Origin of the sequence: Providencia sp. PROV033 (genome assembly GCF_028484855.1) — a bacterium.
Taxonomy (GTDB): Bacteria; Pseudomonadota; Gammaproteobacteria; order Enterobacterales; family Enterobacteriaceae; genus Providencia; species Providencia alcalifaciens.
This window is the reverse complement of record NZ_JAMPSW010000017.1, coordinates 38,070-53,900: the sequence shown is the minus strand read 5'-3', so window position 1 is coordinate 53,900 and position 15,831 is coordinate 38,070. Positions and strand designations below refer to the sequence as shown.

Annotated in this window: 19 protein-coding genes; 2 read left to right on the top strand and 17 right to left on the bottom strand. The window is 46.3% G+C overall.

Annotated features, from left to right (window positions below):
• Positions 1 to 276 precede the first annotated feature (276 nt).
• Together PSF16_RS04945 and PSF16_RS04940 are read left to right on the top strand one after the other, a co-directional pair.
• A complete protein-coding gene (locus PSF16_RS04945; RefSeq protein WP_226890333.1) occupies positions 277 to 963 on the top strand; it encodes a hypothetical protein in 687 nt (228 codons plus the stop codon).
• A 60-nt stretch (positions 964 to 1,023) separates the two neighbouring features.
• On the top strand, positions 1,024 to 1,209 hold the full coding sequence (locus PSF16_RS04940) for a hypothetical protein (protein WP_272688894.1): 186 nt from the start codon (positions 1,024 to 1,026) through the stop codon (positions 1,207 to 1,209).
• A 127-nt stretch (positions 1,210 to 1,336) separates the two neighbouring features.
• On the opposite strand, the gene PSF16_RS04935 is transcribed toward PSF16_RS04940, so the two are convergent.
• The 17 genes from PSF16_RS04935 to PSF16_RS04855 all read right to left on the bottom strand — a co-directional run bounded on the left by PSF16_RS04935 (position 1,337) and on the right by PSF16_RS04855 (position 15,818).
• Positions 1,337 to 1,948 (bottom strand): tail fiber assembly protein, encoded by a 612-nt coding sequence (locus PSF16_RS04935; RefSeq protein WP_272688893.1) that lies wholly within the window; start codon positions 1,946 to 1,948, stop codon positions 1,337 to 1,339.
• A complete protein-coding gene (locus tag PSF16_RS04930) occupies positions 1,948 to 3,309 on the bottom strand; it encodes a hypothetical protein (RefSeq protein ID WP_272688892.1) in 1,362 nt (453 codons plus the stop codon). Before PSF16_RS04930 ends, PSF16_RS04935 begins: the two co-directional genes overlap by 1 nt.
• A 1-nt stretch (position 3,310) precedes the next feature.
• Positions 3,311 to 3,874 carry a YmfQ family protein gene (locus PSF16_RS04925; RefSeq protein ID WP_272688891.1) on the bottom strand — a complete coding sequence of 188 codons (564 nt, stop codon included), beginning with the start codon at positions 3,872 to 3,874 and terminating at the stop codon, positions 3,311 to 3,313.
• Positions 3,871 to 4,935 (bottom strand): baseplate J/gp47 family protein, encoded by a 1,065-nt coding sequence (locus PSF16_RS04920; RefSeq protein ID WP_272688896.1) that lies wholly within the window; start codon positions 4,933 to 4,935, stop codon positions 3,871 to 3,873. The genes PSF16_RS04925 and PSF16_RS04920 overlap by 4 nt, the downstream gene beginning before the upstream one ends.
• A complete protein-coding gene (locus tag PSF16_RS04915; RefSeq protein ID WP_272688890.1) occupies positions 4,932 to 5,282 on the bottom strand; it encodes a phage GP46 family protein in 351 nt (116 codons plus the stop codon). The genes PSF16_RS04920 and PSF16_RS04915 overlap by 4 nt, the downstream gene beginning before the upstream one ends.
• Positions 5,283 to 5,349: 67 nt before the next feature.
• Positions 5,350 to 6,003 carry a phage baseplate assembly protein V gene (locus tag PSF16_RS04910; protein WP_272688889.1) on the bottom strand — a complete coding sequence of 218 codons (654 nt, stop codon included), beginning with the start codon at positions 6,001 to 6,003 and terminating at the stop codon, positions 5,350 to 5,352.
• 2 nt (positions 6,004 to 6,005) lie between these two features.
• The gene (locus tag PSF16_RS04905) at positions 6,006 to 7,256 is read right to left on the bottom strand and encodes a phage baseplate assembly protein (protein WP_272688888.1); all 1,251 of its coding nucleotides are present in this window, start codon (positions 7,254 to 7,256) and stop codon (positions 6,006 to 6,008) included.
• Complete coding sequence (locus PSF16_RS04900) at positions 7,240 to 8,664, bottom strand: DNA circularization protein (protein WP_272688887.1); 1,425 nt, start codon at positions 8,662 to 8,664, stop codon at positions 7,240 to 7,242. The genes PSF16_RS04905 and PSF16_RS04900 overlap by 17 nt, the downstream gene beginning before the upstream one ends.
• A complete protein-coding gene (locus tag PSF16_RS04895) occupies positions 8,661 to 10,952 on the bottom strand; it encodes a phage tail tape measure protein (RefSeq protein ID WP_272688886.1) in 2,292 nt (763 codons plus the stop codon). The genes PSF16_RS04900 and PSF16_RS04895 overlap by 4 nt, the downstream gene beginning before the upstream one ends.
• Positions 10,953 to 11,130: 178 nt before the next feature.
• Positions 11,131 to 11,487 carry a hypothetical protein gene (locus PSF16_RS04890; RefSeq protein ID WP_272688885.1) on the bottom strand — a complete coding sequence of 119 codons (357 nt, stop codon included), beginning with the start codon at positions 11,485 to 11,487 and terminating at the stop codon, positions 11,131 to 11,133.
• Positions 11,487 to 11,861, bottom strand: coding sequence for a phage tail protein (locus PSF16_RS04885; protein WP_272688884.1), 375 nt, complete (start codon positions 11,859 to 11,861; stop codon positions 11,487 to 11,489). Before PSF16_RS04885 ends, PSF16_RS04890 begins: the two co-directional genes overlap by 1 nt.
• Positions 11,862 to 11,872: 11 nt before the next feature.
• Positions 11,873 to 13,294 carry a phage tail sheath C-terminal domain-containing protein gene (locus tag PSF16_RS04880; RefSeq protein ID WP_336313810.1) on the bottom strand — a complete coding sequence of 474 codons (1,422 nt, stop codon included), beginning with the start codon at positions 13,292 to 13,294 and terminating at the stop codon, positions 11,873 to 11,875.
• A complete protein-coding gene (locus PSF16_RS04875) occupies positions 13,291 to 13,476 on the bottom strand; it encodes a hypothetical protein (RefSeq protein ID WP_272688883.1) in 186 nt (61 codons plus the stop codon). Before PSF16_RS04875 ends, PSF16_RS04880 begins: the two co-directional genes overlap by 4 nt.
• Positions 13,473 to 14,126: a DUF1834 family protein gene (locus PSF16_RS04870; protein WP_272688882.1), complete on the bottom strand. Its 654-nt coding sequence runs from the start codon at positions 14,124 to 14,126 to the stop codon at positions 13,473 to 13,475. The genes PSF16_RS04875 and PSF16_RS04870 overlap by 4 nt, the downstream gene beginning before the upstream one ends.
• The gene (locus PSF16_RS04865) at positions 14,123 to 14,551 is read right to left on the bottom strand and encodes a gp436 family protein (RefSeq protein ID WP_272688881.1); all 429 of its coding nucleotides are present in this window, start codon (positions 14,549 to 14,551) and stop codon (positions 14,123 to 14,125) included. The genes PSF16_RS04870 and PSF16_RS04865 overlap by 4 nt, the downstream gene beginning before the upstream one ends.
• Positions 14,552 to 14,562: 11 nt before the next feature.
• On the bottom strand, positions 14,563 to 14,910 hold the full coding sequence (locus PSF16_RS04860; RefSeq protein WP_272688880.1) for an HI1506-related protein: 348 nt from the start codon (positions 14,908 to 14,910) through the stop codon (positions 14,563 to 14,565).
• The gene (locus tag PSF16_RS04855; protein ID WP_272688879.1) at positions 14,910 to 15,818 is read right to left on the bottom strand and encodes a Mu-like prophage major head subunit gpT family protein; all 909 of its coding nucleotides are present in this window, start codon (positions 15,816 to 15,818) and stop codon (positions 14,910 to 14,912) included. The genes PSF16_RS04860 and PSF16_RS04855 overlap by 1 nt, the downstream gene beginning before the upstream one ends.
• Between the last annotated feature and the right edge of the window lie 13 nt (positions 15,819 to 15,831).

Genomic DNA, 15,831 nt, shown 5'->3' with positions numbered 1-15,831 from the left:
ATATTTAAAACTTGTTGAGCTTGGCATGTTAGAAAATTCAAAGTCGAAATATCTCAGTTAAAGTAGGGAGGCAGAGTTATTTATTATCTTTTCATTTTTATTGAACAAAATTAAATTTTGTAATGATAATCATTTTCACTTATAGGTGTTATATGTAATATTTATTTATGTTTTTTCGACAAACTAAGAGTGGATTTGTATATGAATTTTAGTTGTAAGCCTAATGTATTAATGTTCAGTATTGTGCTAATTCCTTTCTTTACAAATGCATACTCGATGCATAAAGGAGATTCGTTTGGATTTATCCCTTCTATTGCGGTACAGGATGCCGCTACATCCGCATTAATAGAAAACATTACTGGTAAAAACATCTACGCAGCTTATGCAATTGGCTTAATAAAAAATAATAAAAACAACAAAGTATCTCAACACTTATGTAATGGACAGGATGAAGTTATAAATACGGCCTTAATTGGAGGGTGCTCGTTAGTTGAACCCGATTCATTTACTTTATTAGAGACTAAGCATTTCATAAATAAAAACGGTGAGATGGTAGAAATTGATGTTCATGATCCTAATACAATTATAACTCCCACAATGAGAGTAACAGTCAAATATATCACTGAACTAAATCCTCTAATTCGGAAAAACAATTGTAATGACTATCGCATCAATGACACACCAACCTCTTGTTTTGTTTTCAAAATAGCACCTTTTATTTTTGATAATTTACAACAAAGAGAATTAGTCATTAATGCCATGGAAAACCCTTGTGCATTTTTGACCTCAGTTGAAGATGCAAAAAAATTTACCAACTTAAAATATCCATACATTTCATACTTAGGCAGAACAGGAGGTGAGGCACGTTACATTCTAGATTGTGATACAAAAAATCCAGAAACTTACTCGTCGATTGTAGATGAAAAGATGCAATCAATATTACTTATTCGCAATAAAAAATAAGGATATCTTAACAAAAATGATGAAATTTACGCTTCATTGCGCATATGGGTAAATCATCAAATGGACGGCATATCTCATGCAGGTGAAATATATACGTTGCAAGAATTAGGTGTTGAGCGAATTAATACAGATTTCGACATTGTTGATTTTATTGATGAAAATAGCAACCTTATTGGCGAACGTTCTACAGCTATTATAAATGGTATCGAATGTGAAATGTCTGAGGTTTGTAGCGCGGCGAAATGATTTGCACTAGTTGACGGGCAATTTTGCACCAACAGATGGATATAAAAAGATGGATTTTGCACTATGCGGAATTGATAGAAATAATTTACATGGAAAATTTGGCAAGCCTTACAGCTTGCCTTGGATATTATGGTTTTTGAGGGTATTCAATATCTGGCGCTAATGATGTATCAACATCTGCAACTTTGACGCTATAGATTTCCCACGCAGTCAGTAGTGCTTTTTCTTCGTCAGTCGCCATGTTTAGACGTACTTTGCGCTCAAGCATTGCGATATGCTGCTCTGCCTCCTCTAAGCGCTGTGCTTTTTCACTCTCAGCCTGAGCGATAAATGCCTCTTTTTGTGCTTCGGTATCTGTTACCCATTTCTTACCATCCCATTTATCAAATTCAGTTTGCGGCTCCAAGAGTGTGAGTGCTTCAGGTAAATCGCCGATAAAATCAACTTCTAGTGGTTGACGTGTTTCAGTGCTGTATGCTGTTTTCCCTTGATGGTCTGTGACGTATAACCATGATTTTTCATCGGCACTGCGAATGATAGCGATATCTGATTTCACGGGTAATTCAGGTTTATCCAGACAAGAATCTCCTACCACGCTCCCACCGAATGGCACATTATCAAAGTCCGCGCCGAGAAATTCGCGCGTAGCAGGATGATAGCGGTAAATAATTGCCCAACCCGCTTTTACTGTTAGCCCATTTTTAAATTCTGCGTATTGAATATCAGTTGTATATTTCATTATTTCACTCTCGTAATTAGGATTTTAGATACGTTTTTCATTCTGTTTTCGTTAGCGGTTGGAACTGAATCTGATGCATCAAAGATGACCTCGTGAGAAATACCACCCCCGCCAGCGTTACCCGTTCCGTAACCCTTTGTCTTACTGAAGGCGCCTGTCCCACCGTACCATGCTGTTCCGTGCGCTACCCCCAATAACCCCCCTGTAATATTACGAATAGCGTCATCTTGATACGTTCCGACAGTTCGACCAGGGTCAATATTCTTTCCGTTATCCGCGATACGAATTGCATAACCTCGGTCATCAGGTAGCTTTAATTCAGGGAATATTTTTGCTAGCTCAGGGTATTCTGACGCTGAAAAAGAACGACCTTCATTAGGCCAAAAATTTTCAGGTATTGGGGAGGCTGAATTCCAAAGTATTGACCCACCGATAGGGACACCTTGAGTTTCAGTGCCTACAAACGACTTGCTACGCAAATATCCATTTCTATCTGTGATTGTATTTGCTGTTCCATGTAGCTCATTAACGAAAGACGCGCGATTAACTTCACCCGCCCCGATGATAACCCTACCATCCAAGTAATTAATCGAAATTGATGACCAACACTCCCCTGCATTCATAATGAATGTGGGGCTATACCTGTACTGCCATGTCGTAAATTTGTCAGTTGTGCAGATTTGAGACTTTTGTTCTGCGACGATATTCAAAAAGCCCGCATCAGTTCCGTCGCCCTTGTAACCGCCGTTACCACCAAAGCCATAATCACCCAACTTCATGAAGAGCTTTGTTGATGCATCTTGACTCATAACTTGCGTTGTTGATGTGCCAGTTTCTTGAACAACGCTGCTCGTGTTTAACTTTTGATTTAGTCCATTTGCTAGCGCGGTGTTAGTCGCGTAGTCTCCAACTGGCTGTTTTCCTGCAAGGCCTGTGGTTAATGCCGCATTAGTCGCATAATCACCTGCTGGCTGATAATTTCCTTTTGGCTGTAACTTGCCAATTTCAGTAGTAAACAAATTCAGACTAGGAACTTTGTCGTTATCGTTACCCTTAACACCTGAAATATTCGCCTTATCGATTTTCTTATTAAGACCATTATCAACATAAGCAGTCGAAGCATAATTACCACTGGAGACTATCTGGCTAATTGCATCTGCAAGTTGGTTGTTCTTTTTCGGGTCTGGCGTCATACCTGCTTTCGCAAGTACGTTTTTGATTTCAGCTTGCACGTCGCGCGTGGCTGCTTGCACGTTGTTAAGCCATAATGCAGTGACGATTGTACCTAACTGTCCAGTGGTGGGGTCACCATCATGAAAGATACTGTCTTGCGTGTTAATTGGGGGCATTAAGTCCTGCATATCAAGACTCCTGATAAGTAAAATAACAGAATGTATGAGCGGGCTTGAGGTCATTAAATACAGATTCAATAACGCTATCAGCCCAAAATGAAAGGCGTTCACCGGCGACTGAGCCACCAGATCTAAATCGATAAACTAGTGATTTCGCACCGAAGATATTGACGACCCAAACCCATAAAATACCGGGGTGAGTGAGTCGGTCTCCCGCTCGACTGACGCCAGCCTGAAAGGGGTCTGGCTCATCAATCGTAATGTCGTAGCCCAGTTTTTTGGCGAGCTGAACAAAGTAAGGGATAGATAATCCGCCTGTTTCAGCCAGTTTGACTAAAACCAGCTCTAGGCGTTGTTGGTAGCTTAAATTGGTATCCGGCGTTAAATCTAAGACACGCTCCCAATCAGGCAGTAAGCTATTCGAGAAAAAAGGCGTAATGCCATTTCTGACGAGGTCAGCGCTATCTTGAATGAGCGTGAAACGATTTGCTTCGGCTTGCAGTTCGGCGTCTAAATGGGGCGCATCCAAGGCATAACTAACAGGGGGTAAGAGCTGCTTGAGTAAGGTCTTCATTTTGGCAACCTCACCACAATGTTACCTGGGCGCAACCACTCAAGATTTTTATCATCAACCAAGGCGATCACATTACCCGCAGGATTAATAATAAGGCGGTCAGTAATGCCAGGGATTAATGAAATAGCCGTTTCGACTTCACTGCGAATTAACTTTTGACCGGGCGCGATACGCCCCATAACCGCATTAATTTCCGTTTCAACTTGGTTCCTGGCAGATTCCAAGCTAATCCCCTCAAGCGTGACTTCAACCTCAAAATCAACGTATCGTTCTGTAGGTGCGAGAACGTATGAATTCTTTGCGGTGACAGGTCGAACATCATCAATGTGAGCTTGCGCAGCCTCAATGATATCGCGAGAAGGAAGCCCATCAGCGGATATAATCGCGATATCCACCGTTCCCAATCCACGGCGCAATGGATAAACAAAAGCATTCGTGACACCCGGCACTTCTAACGCCCAGCGGCGATAATCATATTTATTCCCCCCTGCAGGAGGACGACGAATGATATCGAGCAATCGCGCGAGTAAGCTGGCATCGGTCTCAATATCCGTCCCGCCAGAAAGCTGATTAATGGCAACCAATGAGTTAACGCCCATTGGCGCATTGACCAATTCTGCCGTGGTCGGCTTAGATAAGTTACTGCTTGTACCGGATTGATTAGCCTGAATAGGCACAGAGGCTTTGCCATCGGCGGATAATGTCACCTCAGCTGTGGTAAAACAGGAGGTATTTTCACCCCGCAATTGGCTTCCTGCAGGCAATACCGCATCTTTTGTGCCGGTAATGACCGCAATACCTTTAGCCGTGGTGGCAGGTTTGCGAGTTAAGCTACGAGTACGAGCATGTAGCTCTAAATAGTCACTGTCTGCGGTATCAGGGAAAATTTGGCGCACAATCCAGCTTTGATGCTGATAAATCCCTAGCGCAACACTGGCAACTGAGGACGCCCGCACAAAGTAATCGCTATCAGTGCCAATATCCGCATCCGGTAGCTGATTTTTCAAATCATTTAAGAGCGTGTCGCGGATTTGGTCAAAGGTTGGCGTAATAAACATCAGGCAATCCTCACATTGTGCTTGAACGTTTGGGGTTGGTTGCCTGCATCGATGATCTCAATCCACAATACCGCCCGTTTTAAGTCATCGCGATGCACCGTAACGCTAATCGATAAAGCGCGACCATCATCCAATAACGGCTGTAGGGCTTGCTCTGCGTATTGACGCGCCAATAAATAGACGCGCGAGACATCTTTTTCGCGTGTTAATTCATGCAATCGAGAGCCGAGCAACGGGTCAGCCCAATAACTGCCGAGCGGCGTCATGAGACGTAAATACACGGCATTTGAGAGGTTGTTGGTTCGGGTTCCGGTGTAGTCACCGGTTGAAGTATCGAGTGCTCTGTCCATGCTGCGCAGTATCGCAGCATGGGTAAAGCGTTAGTGTGTGAAGAGGTTCAGCACTTTATGAGAGGGGTTACGGTTTTGAAGAGCCTGTATCCGCACCATTATTACCATTTGGGTGCTTATGGCGTTGCAGTGAAATATCACCGGCTTGAACATCACCGTCGGTTTTATAGTTACCTGAGGTCTGCGTGATATTACCCTCAAAGTTAGCCCCTTTACCACCTTTAATTGCCATTCCGCCATTGCCTCTGATTTGTTGCATAGCGGTGAGTTGCTCACTGGTGGTGACCATTGGCGTATTAAAATCCGCTTTGTCTTCTGTATTCACTTCATATTGCTTGCAGTTAACCCGATAAACATCGCATTCAACATCAATGATGCGCCCCCGCTTTAAGACAATTTTCGCGCCCTCATCGGTATACAAAGCGACTTCGCCAGTCTCCAGCCCCGCAAGGCGATAAGCACCATGCTCAGTAGCAATCACGATACCGTGAGAGGAGCGCCCGCCCAGAGGTAAAACAATGGCTTCCGTGCCGGGTAAGGGGCGAGAGGTAAAGCCATAATGCTGAAAAATCTCCTGTCCCTGCAGTGGCTCACCAGATAGACCTTCACCCTGCATGGTTTGGACTTTACCTTCGCTATCGGTGGCATTTAATTCAGCCCTAAATGCCATTCTAATGCTGTTTAACGCTTGATTAATGCGTTGATTAATTTGGCTCCACATGATTAATTGCCTCCACTCACATCAACCGCTCTAATTTGGTCTTTCCCTTTCTTTTTGCTGCCTTTTTTGCCTTTAGGTTGCTTAGGAAATGCATCCGGTATCCACACAGCATCTTCTTTGAAGCGTAACTGTGTAGTCGCACCACCTGGGCGACCACCAATGAACGTGCGTCCCATTAAAAAGAAAATATCGTCAATGCCATGTAATTCACTTTGGATACGTACACGTTGCCCTGGCGTCCACAATTTGCCGTCTGGTGTTCGGTGACCATAGACCTCGGCAACAATGTCTAGCCCAGATAGGCGCGCATCCGCCATCGCTTTTTTGGCGCGGTATTGAAGCTGCTCCTGATTATCAACATCACCCGAGGTCAGAATTTGCGGGCGATAGTATGGCACTGTAGGGTCAGTCACTTTAATTTTCATATTGTGTTGACCGGATGCGCTGGATACCGCCGCAGGTTCATCATCATCGTCTATGGCATTAAATGTCATTGCATATGCTTTTGGTGATGAGCTATTAGGGACATCCACGTCAACAGGTTTAGTCGGTAATTTTTTATTACTGGTTGATGTGGCGTGACTTTGTCCGAGGATCATCAGCTCAGAAAAACACCCTTGAATGCTGCGACTATCGGACAGTGAAATTAAATTATTGCCTTGTCCATCGCGTCGCATAATAAGGTTCGCCACTGGCGGTTGATTATAATCAGGACCACCTATGACCAATGTCCCATCGGGATCAAACCACGGATGTAAACCACGCCCCGCAGCCGCTTTCATGAGTGAGTCCCATGCACGCTCACCAGGCTCAATATGCACGCGGTCATTACGTGTCACGCCATCAGCCTGAATACGGATTTTTTTAATTCCAAGTGGGCGCACAATACTGGCAATCACTTCATCCAAACTGAGCTGACGGGCGCTGAAGATTGGGGCGGCACAATCGACTAAAATTGCGGAGTCATCACGACCAGAAAGGCTCAATGTAACACCACGGCGGGATACATCACGTACTACGGCATCCACGCGCCCTGATAAAATCACATCATCATTCATTTTGACTTTTACAGCAGCCCCACGAACAGCATCAACCGGAAAGATGGCATCGGGCAAGCCTAACGAAAGTTGCCAGGCATCGGCTGCTTTCAAAAAGTCACTGTCAATGCGGTAGGTTTGCCAATCACTGTGAGCTTGACCACCAATTAACAAAGTGATTTTATCTTGAGATGGGGCGTTATCTTGCGTAGGCATTGATGATATCTCCTGCTTGCAAGTGATTCGGGTTACGTGTGCGCGGATTTAAGCGCTGTAATTCACTGGCTCGGCGATAGTCACCATACCAGGCATGGGCTAATAAATGAAAATTAGTCTCAGTGGTCAGTGTTCTGCGAGTTAATGGCGGGCGTTTCTCAATGACCCGCAAGCCCAGCGTCTGTACACCTAATGCCACCTCTTTTAATGACGTCACCACACCGTGCCACAGTAAGCCAATCGGCTCCGCATCTGAGCTAATGGATTGAGTGCGTGGCTCGTAGTCCTGACGAAGAGTGCTAATCGCCTGTAACGTGAGTTCTCGGACGGTATTCACCATCAATTCGATATCATCTAATGACATTTGTTCAGGCTGGATAGGGTCAGACAATACTTGCACTGTGATAGCCGCGATTTCAGATACCGCAACCACTTGATACAACGCAATTAAATCTTGGACGTCGGATAATTGCGCATTATTCGGCATGGGTACGGTGGCAATAAGTTCATCTTGCACCAGTAATGCAGGAAGATTGACCAACTCATTCACCACTGCAACACTATCGCCCCACGCAGAGAGTAAGGTCGTTGCATTAATGCCTTGCTCGACATTGACTGACGTCGAGGCACTTGGTAAATAGCCATTTTGTGGTGTCGTCGAGGTCATGACAGGCGAGGTATAGCCTTTGTATCCAGCGCTTTGATTAGAATTAATCACACCAGGGAACTTTAAATTCAATAAATCGCCCACAGCACTGGTGCGGACATCTAAAACCGACTGCAAATCACTGATAAAAGCGCGCGGATAGCTGAGGTAATTCACGCCATCACTGAATGCACCATTAAAATCACCGCGCATGATAATTAAGGTGTTCATCATGCCTGAAAGTGCCGCTTTTCCTTTAGCAAGGTAGCGCAATCCCTTATTTACGGGAGCCATGACTTGCTCAAATAAATCACTCATGCGCTCTGAAAGCTGATTTATCTTGTCAAAGATATCATCACCGAGCTGCTCAGGGTGTGCCTCTGCCAGTTGTGTGCCTGTCGTACCTTCGAGAAACACCAACTCTAACGTACAGCTATCGATGTTATCGGCTTCATGACCGATACTGTACTCAATGCACTGTGCGTTGGGGATTGAGCCAAAAACAGGGTGAATTAATTCGCCTTTACCCGGCTCATCGAGCACCGCAATCAGGTTATCCATATCCCGCTTGTAGTTATCACCCCATAGCACCGCACTGATGCGAAAATTACGCGGTTTACGCCCCAAATCCATCACATCGCCACCGTCCACAAACGGGTATTCATGGGTGGAAACGTCACGCGATATGCTGTCTTTGGTGTTATACACATCAAAACGCGCCCCGCGAAATGAGGCATTTTGTAAGTCAGATTGCCAACTCATGGAAACATTCCTCCAGTAGAACGACCGGCATCTTGTCCATTGACGCGATTGACCGACTCAGCCACTTGTTGACCGTCGAGTTCGACCACGCTACGCACTTCAATAACGGGTGGCGGCGGTGGATTTTTGAGGGCTTGAGTCAAATCAAGTAAAGGTTGAAGCACGCCAGATTTTTCAAGGGTATCGAAGGTGATCACATCTTTATCGATGGCTCGCTCATTGTTAAGAAAAGGCGATGCAGATTCACCCTTTAAATAGGGGCTAACGCTGATAGGTTTATCTTCCAGCCGTTGGTCACGTTTTTGTAGCCAGATATCAAGACCTGCGGGCAAATAAGGATATTTGGAACCTTCTAGCCCTTCATCGGTGAACTCTTTATTTCGCTTATCTTCAAGTGACTTAATGTTATCTTCGGTATTTTTTTCATTTAGCATGTACATCAGTATTTCTGAATAAACGCCAAATTTCCCAAGTAAGTTTTTATCAAATAGATTGCTATTAAACCCGCTTTCTTTCCAGTTCGTAACATGAACAGGAAGCCCGCCAGTTCCAGCCCCACCGATAGGGTTGAACATGCCCGGCTTAGGTGTGCCTTTACCCCCCAAGATACCGCCTAATCCAGACCCGCCACCAAGTAGAAACTTCAAGGCAGCAAAGGCAACCGCCGCTTGGGTCATCGCATCAATGGCTGTTTTTGCCCCCATAGCTGCAGTGGTTAGCATCGGAAACTCTTTGCTAAAATCAGTGAATTTATCTGCCAAATTTCCCAAAGAGTCTGACAACGGTTTTACCGCGCCCATCTCGGCAAAATCACCTTGCTCTTTAGCTTGCTGTACTTTAAAGTCATTTTCTTGCGCTATTACCCCATAAGAAACGTAGCCCTCACCTTGACCTTTTGGTAAGTAAAGTTGTTTTTTACTTTCAGTTTCAACTTGTTTTATATACCCTCGATATTCACGAGCAGCCAAAAGCCCCAGAAGTGCCTGTTGGTCAGCGATTAATTGACCAATAGCAGAGGATTCAAGAATCCGACGTTGTGACTCAAGCAATTTCTGATGCTCGGGCGAGTTCTTATCTGTTTTTGATAGTTGCTCCTCAAGCTTTCTAAACTCAGGATTTTGTCTAGCGATAACATCAGTAAGCCCAACCAAAGCCGAAATAGGGTCAATACCTTTTGATAGAGCTTGTGTTAATGTCCCCGCCATATCAATGCCGTAGCCATCCACTTTAATAGCTTTAGCTCTAGTGGCGAGTTCTTGACTAGGCACTTTGTTTAATAAGTCAACAAAGTTATTACCTGCGGTATCGGCTGTTGGGACGTTCTTCATCATCCCTTGGCTATAAGCTAATAACTTAACAATATCTTCAGACCCGCTATAACCAATCACTTTAGCTTTAGATAAAATCTCAGGTAGCCATTTCGCCATATCCGAGAATTCAAAAGAACCTTCCTGACCAGAACGAATAGCAGCGTCCATTACCTTCATCATTTCATCAGCAGAGGTGATCCCGTATTCTTTCAATGATTCGGCAACTTTTGCTAACTCTTCACCGCCAACACCTGTAGCGGTCGAATATTGCTGTAAAAGTGGCATTAACTCTTTGATTTTTTCAAGCTTAAAAACACCTTTATCAAGTAATCCACCAAGAAGATTAGCAGCTTCTTCTTTTGTTCCTCCCCCTTTGGCTATAGAATCTTGAATAATACTGTCAAGCTCTTTTTTACCTTCAATACGCCCTTGGATATCACGATCATTAAAGGCGACATTACTCATATTGGCTAATCTTCGGCTATAACTCATCTGTTTTTTTACGGGTTGTGCAACAGCCATACCACCTGCAACCATCGCACCGCCAATCTGCGCTAAATTTCCGCCAATATCCGATAAGCGAGCCAGTTTGCTCATTCCTTGCATCTCGGTTTTGAGCTGGCTTACACGCTGGCGCATACGCTCATAAGCCCGGGATTGTTCATCAATGGAGAGTGTACCGCTACGTGCAAGGCGGTTGTATGCGGCAACAGTTTGCTGAATTTCACGCTGTATCGCACGCTCAGCACGAATGCCAAGCGTTTCCCTGGCACGGTTTTGGCGTTTGATCTCTTCGCCTAATGCACGATTCTGGCGAATCCCTTCTTCTGAGGTGGTACGTTGGCGCTTACCGAGTTTCTCTTGGGCTTTTTCGGCGTTCTGGCTTTCTTTGGTGCTACCCCGCATCGCTTTGGTGATTGCTTTAGAAGCGTCATCACGCGCGGAAATGACCATTGATAGTTTAAATTCTTTCGCCATGATTAACCTCGTTTAGATTTCTGCTTGCGTTGGCGGCGGGATTTGACGCGTGTTGTTTGTGATTTTGTAGAAGGTGACTTACCGCCATGCAGGCGGTTTAACGCATCGAGATAGCCGTCCAAGGCTGGACGGCTCATTGATAGGCATTGCTGCTCAGTAAATCCGTACTTACCGAGGGCTAAGACGACGGTTCGGAAGCTGTCGCGTCTTTGTTCGCTTCGCGCCGCTTTTTTTTTGCGTCATCAATAGCACTGTCAATCACGTCGTAATCCAAGCTAGTGAGGTTATCCAGCAAGAAGTCCGTCGTGATATCCTCTTGCGGAATATCGCCCAATTGCGTGAGGGAGCGCTTAGTCAACGCCATACGATAGTAGAGGTCAGCGCCTTTACTTTCAGTTGAACCGCAAGCCTCTTCGGTCTCATCGAGAGCGTCATACACATCACGCATCACCGGCACTTTGACCGCAAACTCAAGGTGACGCTTGCCGCCATGGTCGATGCCATCAAGTAGCATCAGGGGTTTTACATCAGCCATTATTCCACCACCTTACGCAGTGCGTTCAGTTTGAGGTCACGCTGGGCTTCGTTATCCACGGAGTATTTCTCACCAACTTCCGTGACAAAGCAGTCGAGGTACGAAATACGCTTACCGCCGGTTCCACTAATCGGGTATTGGGTCAGCTTCGCGCCGACTATGGACGCCCAATCGATATCACCATTTAAAGGGATCACCACCGAAATGGATAATTCAATGGTTTCAATTCCCTGCATATACCCTTTGGCACGTCCGGTCTTGTTCATGGTTTTGACCAGTTTGCGCCCCGTGGATTGTTGAACATCCATGCTCGTGACTTCCACTTCACGACCATCGATTTCGAGGACAATCGCACCTGCATATTCTTCTAGCATTCGAGTTCTCCTTAGACGAGCAAGTCAATACGACCCGCAAACACATGCAAGCCATTGACAACATCGGCAGGGATAGCCGCATTGAGGCGGTTCGGGTCTTTACCGTCGCGCTCAACCAACAGCATTCCTTTATTTTCTTCCACGTTTTCGAGGATTTCTTCCTCTTCCAGCTTAATCAGTACATCCAGCAATTCGGAACGCACTTTCGCACGGGTACGCTCATTGAGTTTTTCACGCGGAAAACGCTGAGAGAGACGCTCACGGCACGCTTTACGGGTATAATCCAAGGTACGAATGGTGGTTAAATCCAACAGCGCAGTATCTTCCACGCCTTCCACATTGCGGGTGTAGGTGGTGACAGCTCGCACAATTTGCACGCGGTTGCCTGCGCCAACTTCAAGCGGTGTTAAGCCATTGTGCAAGGCGTTCTCTTGCTCATTGCGTCCTGCACGTTTAGTCACTGGCGCAATATCTAAGCCTTTAAGCTCAAGGGTGTTCAGAGGACGCGCGGGGTCTTCTTCAAACGCAATGACTGCGCCGTAGGCTGCCGCGATTTGACACGGTAATTTCACTGAGCCGGGATACCATGCGATAGATGTCCGACCATCATTAATATCACTGGCTAAGGTGGTGCCCGTGCTCAATGTGCCTGTCCATCCTGCCGCACCAATTGCGCCACGTTGCTCTAATGCACCACTGACTTTTTCAAGGTGGGTACGCAGTTTTAAGAGTGAGTCCTTATCACTAAACGGCTGGGCAATGATGTCATGACCCGCCGCAAAAACCGCATCCAAAGCAGGCTGAATATCCGCATTATTCTCACCGCCTTGCATGGCGGTCACGGTTGCAGTGACACCCTTAGCCGTGGATTGAACGTCAAGGGCAATATCATTCCCCCAAGCCCCAGACTGTTTCGCCGTGAGTGTCAGAGCGGTATTTTCTTTCCCCTCTAAGCTCGCGATGACAGGTAAATCACTGCGCGCATTGACCGCCCCTAAAACGGCTTGATTCAGCGACTTAGCCGTGTCGGCAGTTTTAACGGGAATATCCAAACGTTCACCACATACCGATAAGGAGAGCGTGCCACCGCGCGTGGCGGGTGCGGTAATGGTCACGGTTGCAGTGGCTTTTTTACCGGCAATGGCTTCTTTAATCCCTATCACTTGAAGCTGCAAATAATTATTCGCGCTGATAGCTGATTTCGCCATGAGATGCGCCAGTGAACCCTCACCAAACGCAGTCCCAGCCACACTGTCATCATAGATATCAATGGGTGTTAACGGGGCAACTTGCGCCGATGAGAGCATGGGCGCAATGATTAATAAGGTTTGCGGGTTACCTGGCAGCGTTCGGGTTGCCATCCGCGTATTGAACTCAAGATATTTCCCTGGCTTGCGGATGCTGCCTGGAATGGTATCAAAGGTTACTGTCATGATTTTTGTCCTTTGTTTTTGGCTTTTTTGTTCACCGAGACTAAATCACCATTAGTCAACAGGCGGCGATAATACGCGGTATCAGGAACAGAGATTGCCTCCGCGTCAGTAATATAGCGGCGGTGTTGGTGTTCAAATGACACTCGTAAGCCTTGCGAGGCTTTAACGAAAAGCGTCTTCATAGTGTGGGTTTCCTTGTCGGCACTAAATCAGCAGGCTCTTCAACACTGCCTACGCCAGGTGGGTCATAGTGCAAACCCACACGCAGTAAATCAGGGTCAGGCTGTTGAACCTTTCCGCGATAACGATTAAAGAGGTTGTCCGCATCTTCGGGGTTCTGGGTAAACTCCGGCCACTCACCATTTTTCAGCACATCCTCATGCCAGCGTGTTTCAAACTCACACGCAAAAATAGACAGTGCTCGCTCATTAACTTGTGTGTTGTAAAGGGTTCTCACGACGCCAGGCATTAATGGGTCGATGGTCAGCCCTAAATCCTGTCCCGTTAACAAACGACGAACACCGTGTATATGTCGATAGGTGCCCACCTCATTGAGGTTAGCGCCCCCCATACGGCTTGCGGCATCACTGCGCGTGTTATAATCACCCACCATCACCACAAACTTACCCGTGACAATCACTTTTTGGCGGCTGATACTGGTGTATTTACTGTTCGTGATACCACCGAACGTGACCCAGGCAGCCGGAAACGCACGGACGATATTGCCCATATCCACATCGAGTTCACCGCTGTAGCTGGCAATTTCACGTAACATATGCCCCATACCGAGCGTAAGGCGTTGGATGATCCCACTTTCAATTTGGGTGATCAAAATGCACCTCCACCGGTTGAATCACGACCGAACTGACGTTTGCTACTCCCAAATTTCATTTGCGAGGATGACTGGATCACTTGTCCATTATCCGAGCGACCCAGGCTAATTTTGCCTTCCGCTACTTTAACTAAAAAGCGAATGGCATCGTCATAACGCGCTTGAATTTCTTGCGTTGAGAGTTTGTACGTTGTCGCTAGATGATAACGGGTGATATCACAGCATCGCCCCGTTAATATCCGTGCTCCATCGGCGAACGGGAGTGAGTAACGCCCCACAAGATAACCATCAATTTCACTGCTCGCGCGTTCCAGCGCATAAATCATTACCTCAGCATTGATTTTTCCTGTCATGGCTTCATCAGTGAGGCTCACGCATTCACGCTCACCAAACGCTTTCAGCATGTCATCTTGTGTGGCGTACATAGCAGGCTCCCTTACTTGCCTTTCGGTGCGGGTTTATCATCCGATTTTTTATTTTCGGATGGCTCTGCGGACACATTAGGCGTTTTTAACAGAGCAAGCTCTGCGTGTAAGGCTTGATTTTCATCCGTCAGGCGCTTCACTTCCGCTTTCAATACACTGATTTGTTTCTCTGCACCCGCATCAGGCTGTGTTTTTTCTGTACCCGCGTCACCCACAGAGACCACAAGCATCGGCTCAGATTGCAGCACGTTTAACTGGTCTTTGGTGAAGTGGTCGTCTGGGTACTCCGTCGCGGTGTCACTGTGCGCAATCCCACAGCGACGAAACCCATTGACTTTAGCGGTAATGATAATCGGCATTATGCGTCACTCCCTGTCGAACCATAGGCTAATTGCCAGAAACCATAGCCACCGGCGGCACGCGCTTCGGCACCGAACAGGAATTTTTTGCGCTTGAAGACGCCATCACTGTTCATGTCGGTTTGCTCAACCAGCACAGGTGCTTTGCGCTCTTGGTAAATGATTGGCAGTACAGCTTGAGTGGTGTCCAGCAAGAACCACGCCGTATCGGAGGTGATACGCGCCGAGACCACCACTTCCGCCGTGCCTTTGTAGATGTTCACTTTGCCATCTTCTAAACGGTCAGCCGTCATGAGGGCATTCGCGACATCTTCCAGTGCCGGTGGAACCAGTAAAATATTCGGGTTCACATCCAGCGGACGACCTTCATCGTCTTTCATGTTGCGCAGGGCGGTACGCGCTGCACCGTAAGACGCCATTGCCGCAGCCAATGACTCGATAGACAGCTTTTTGCTGCCTTTATTGGAGACTGAGTTTTTACCCACTGGATGGTCAGTATCAAAGAAGTATTGACCGTCATAGCAAGGACGCTTAAAGCCAAGGTTCAACACTTCAAAGACAATTTCATCAGGCAACATACCCGCAGAACGACCTGCACCTTTCGCCTGAATAGCATATTGTCCTGTGCTGTCATCTTCGATGTCGTTGCGGTCAACCTCAATCGTGGCTTCCCAATCATCGTTTTCGATGGTGTATTTATGGGCGGAGAGTGATTTAACCGCTTTTTCACCCACCCAACGCTTCATCGCAGGGAAGTTGGATAACCAACTGTACTGCTCTGATTTTCCGGTTGACGGCACCTTCATGGCAATTTTTTGCCACGTGTTTGGGGCGTCTTTTAACGCGTTATTAAACGTCATATTAATACTGACAAATAACGCACTGATATTCGCTTTATTCACAATCATGCTATTTTCCTAA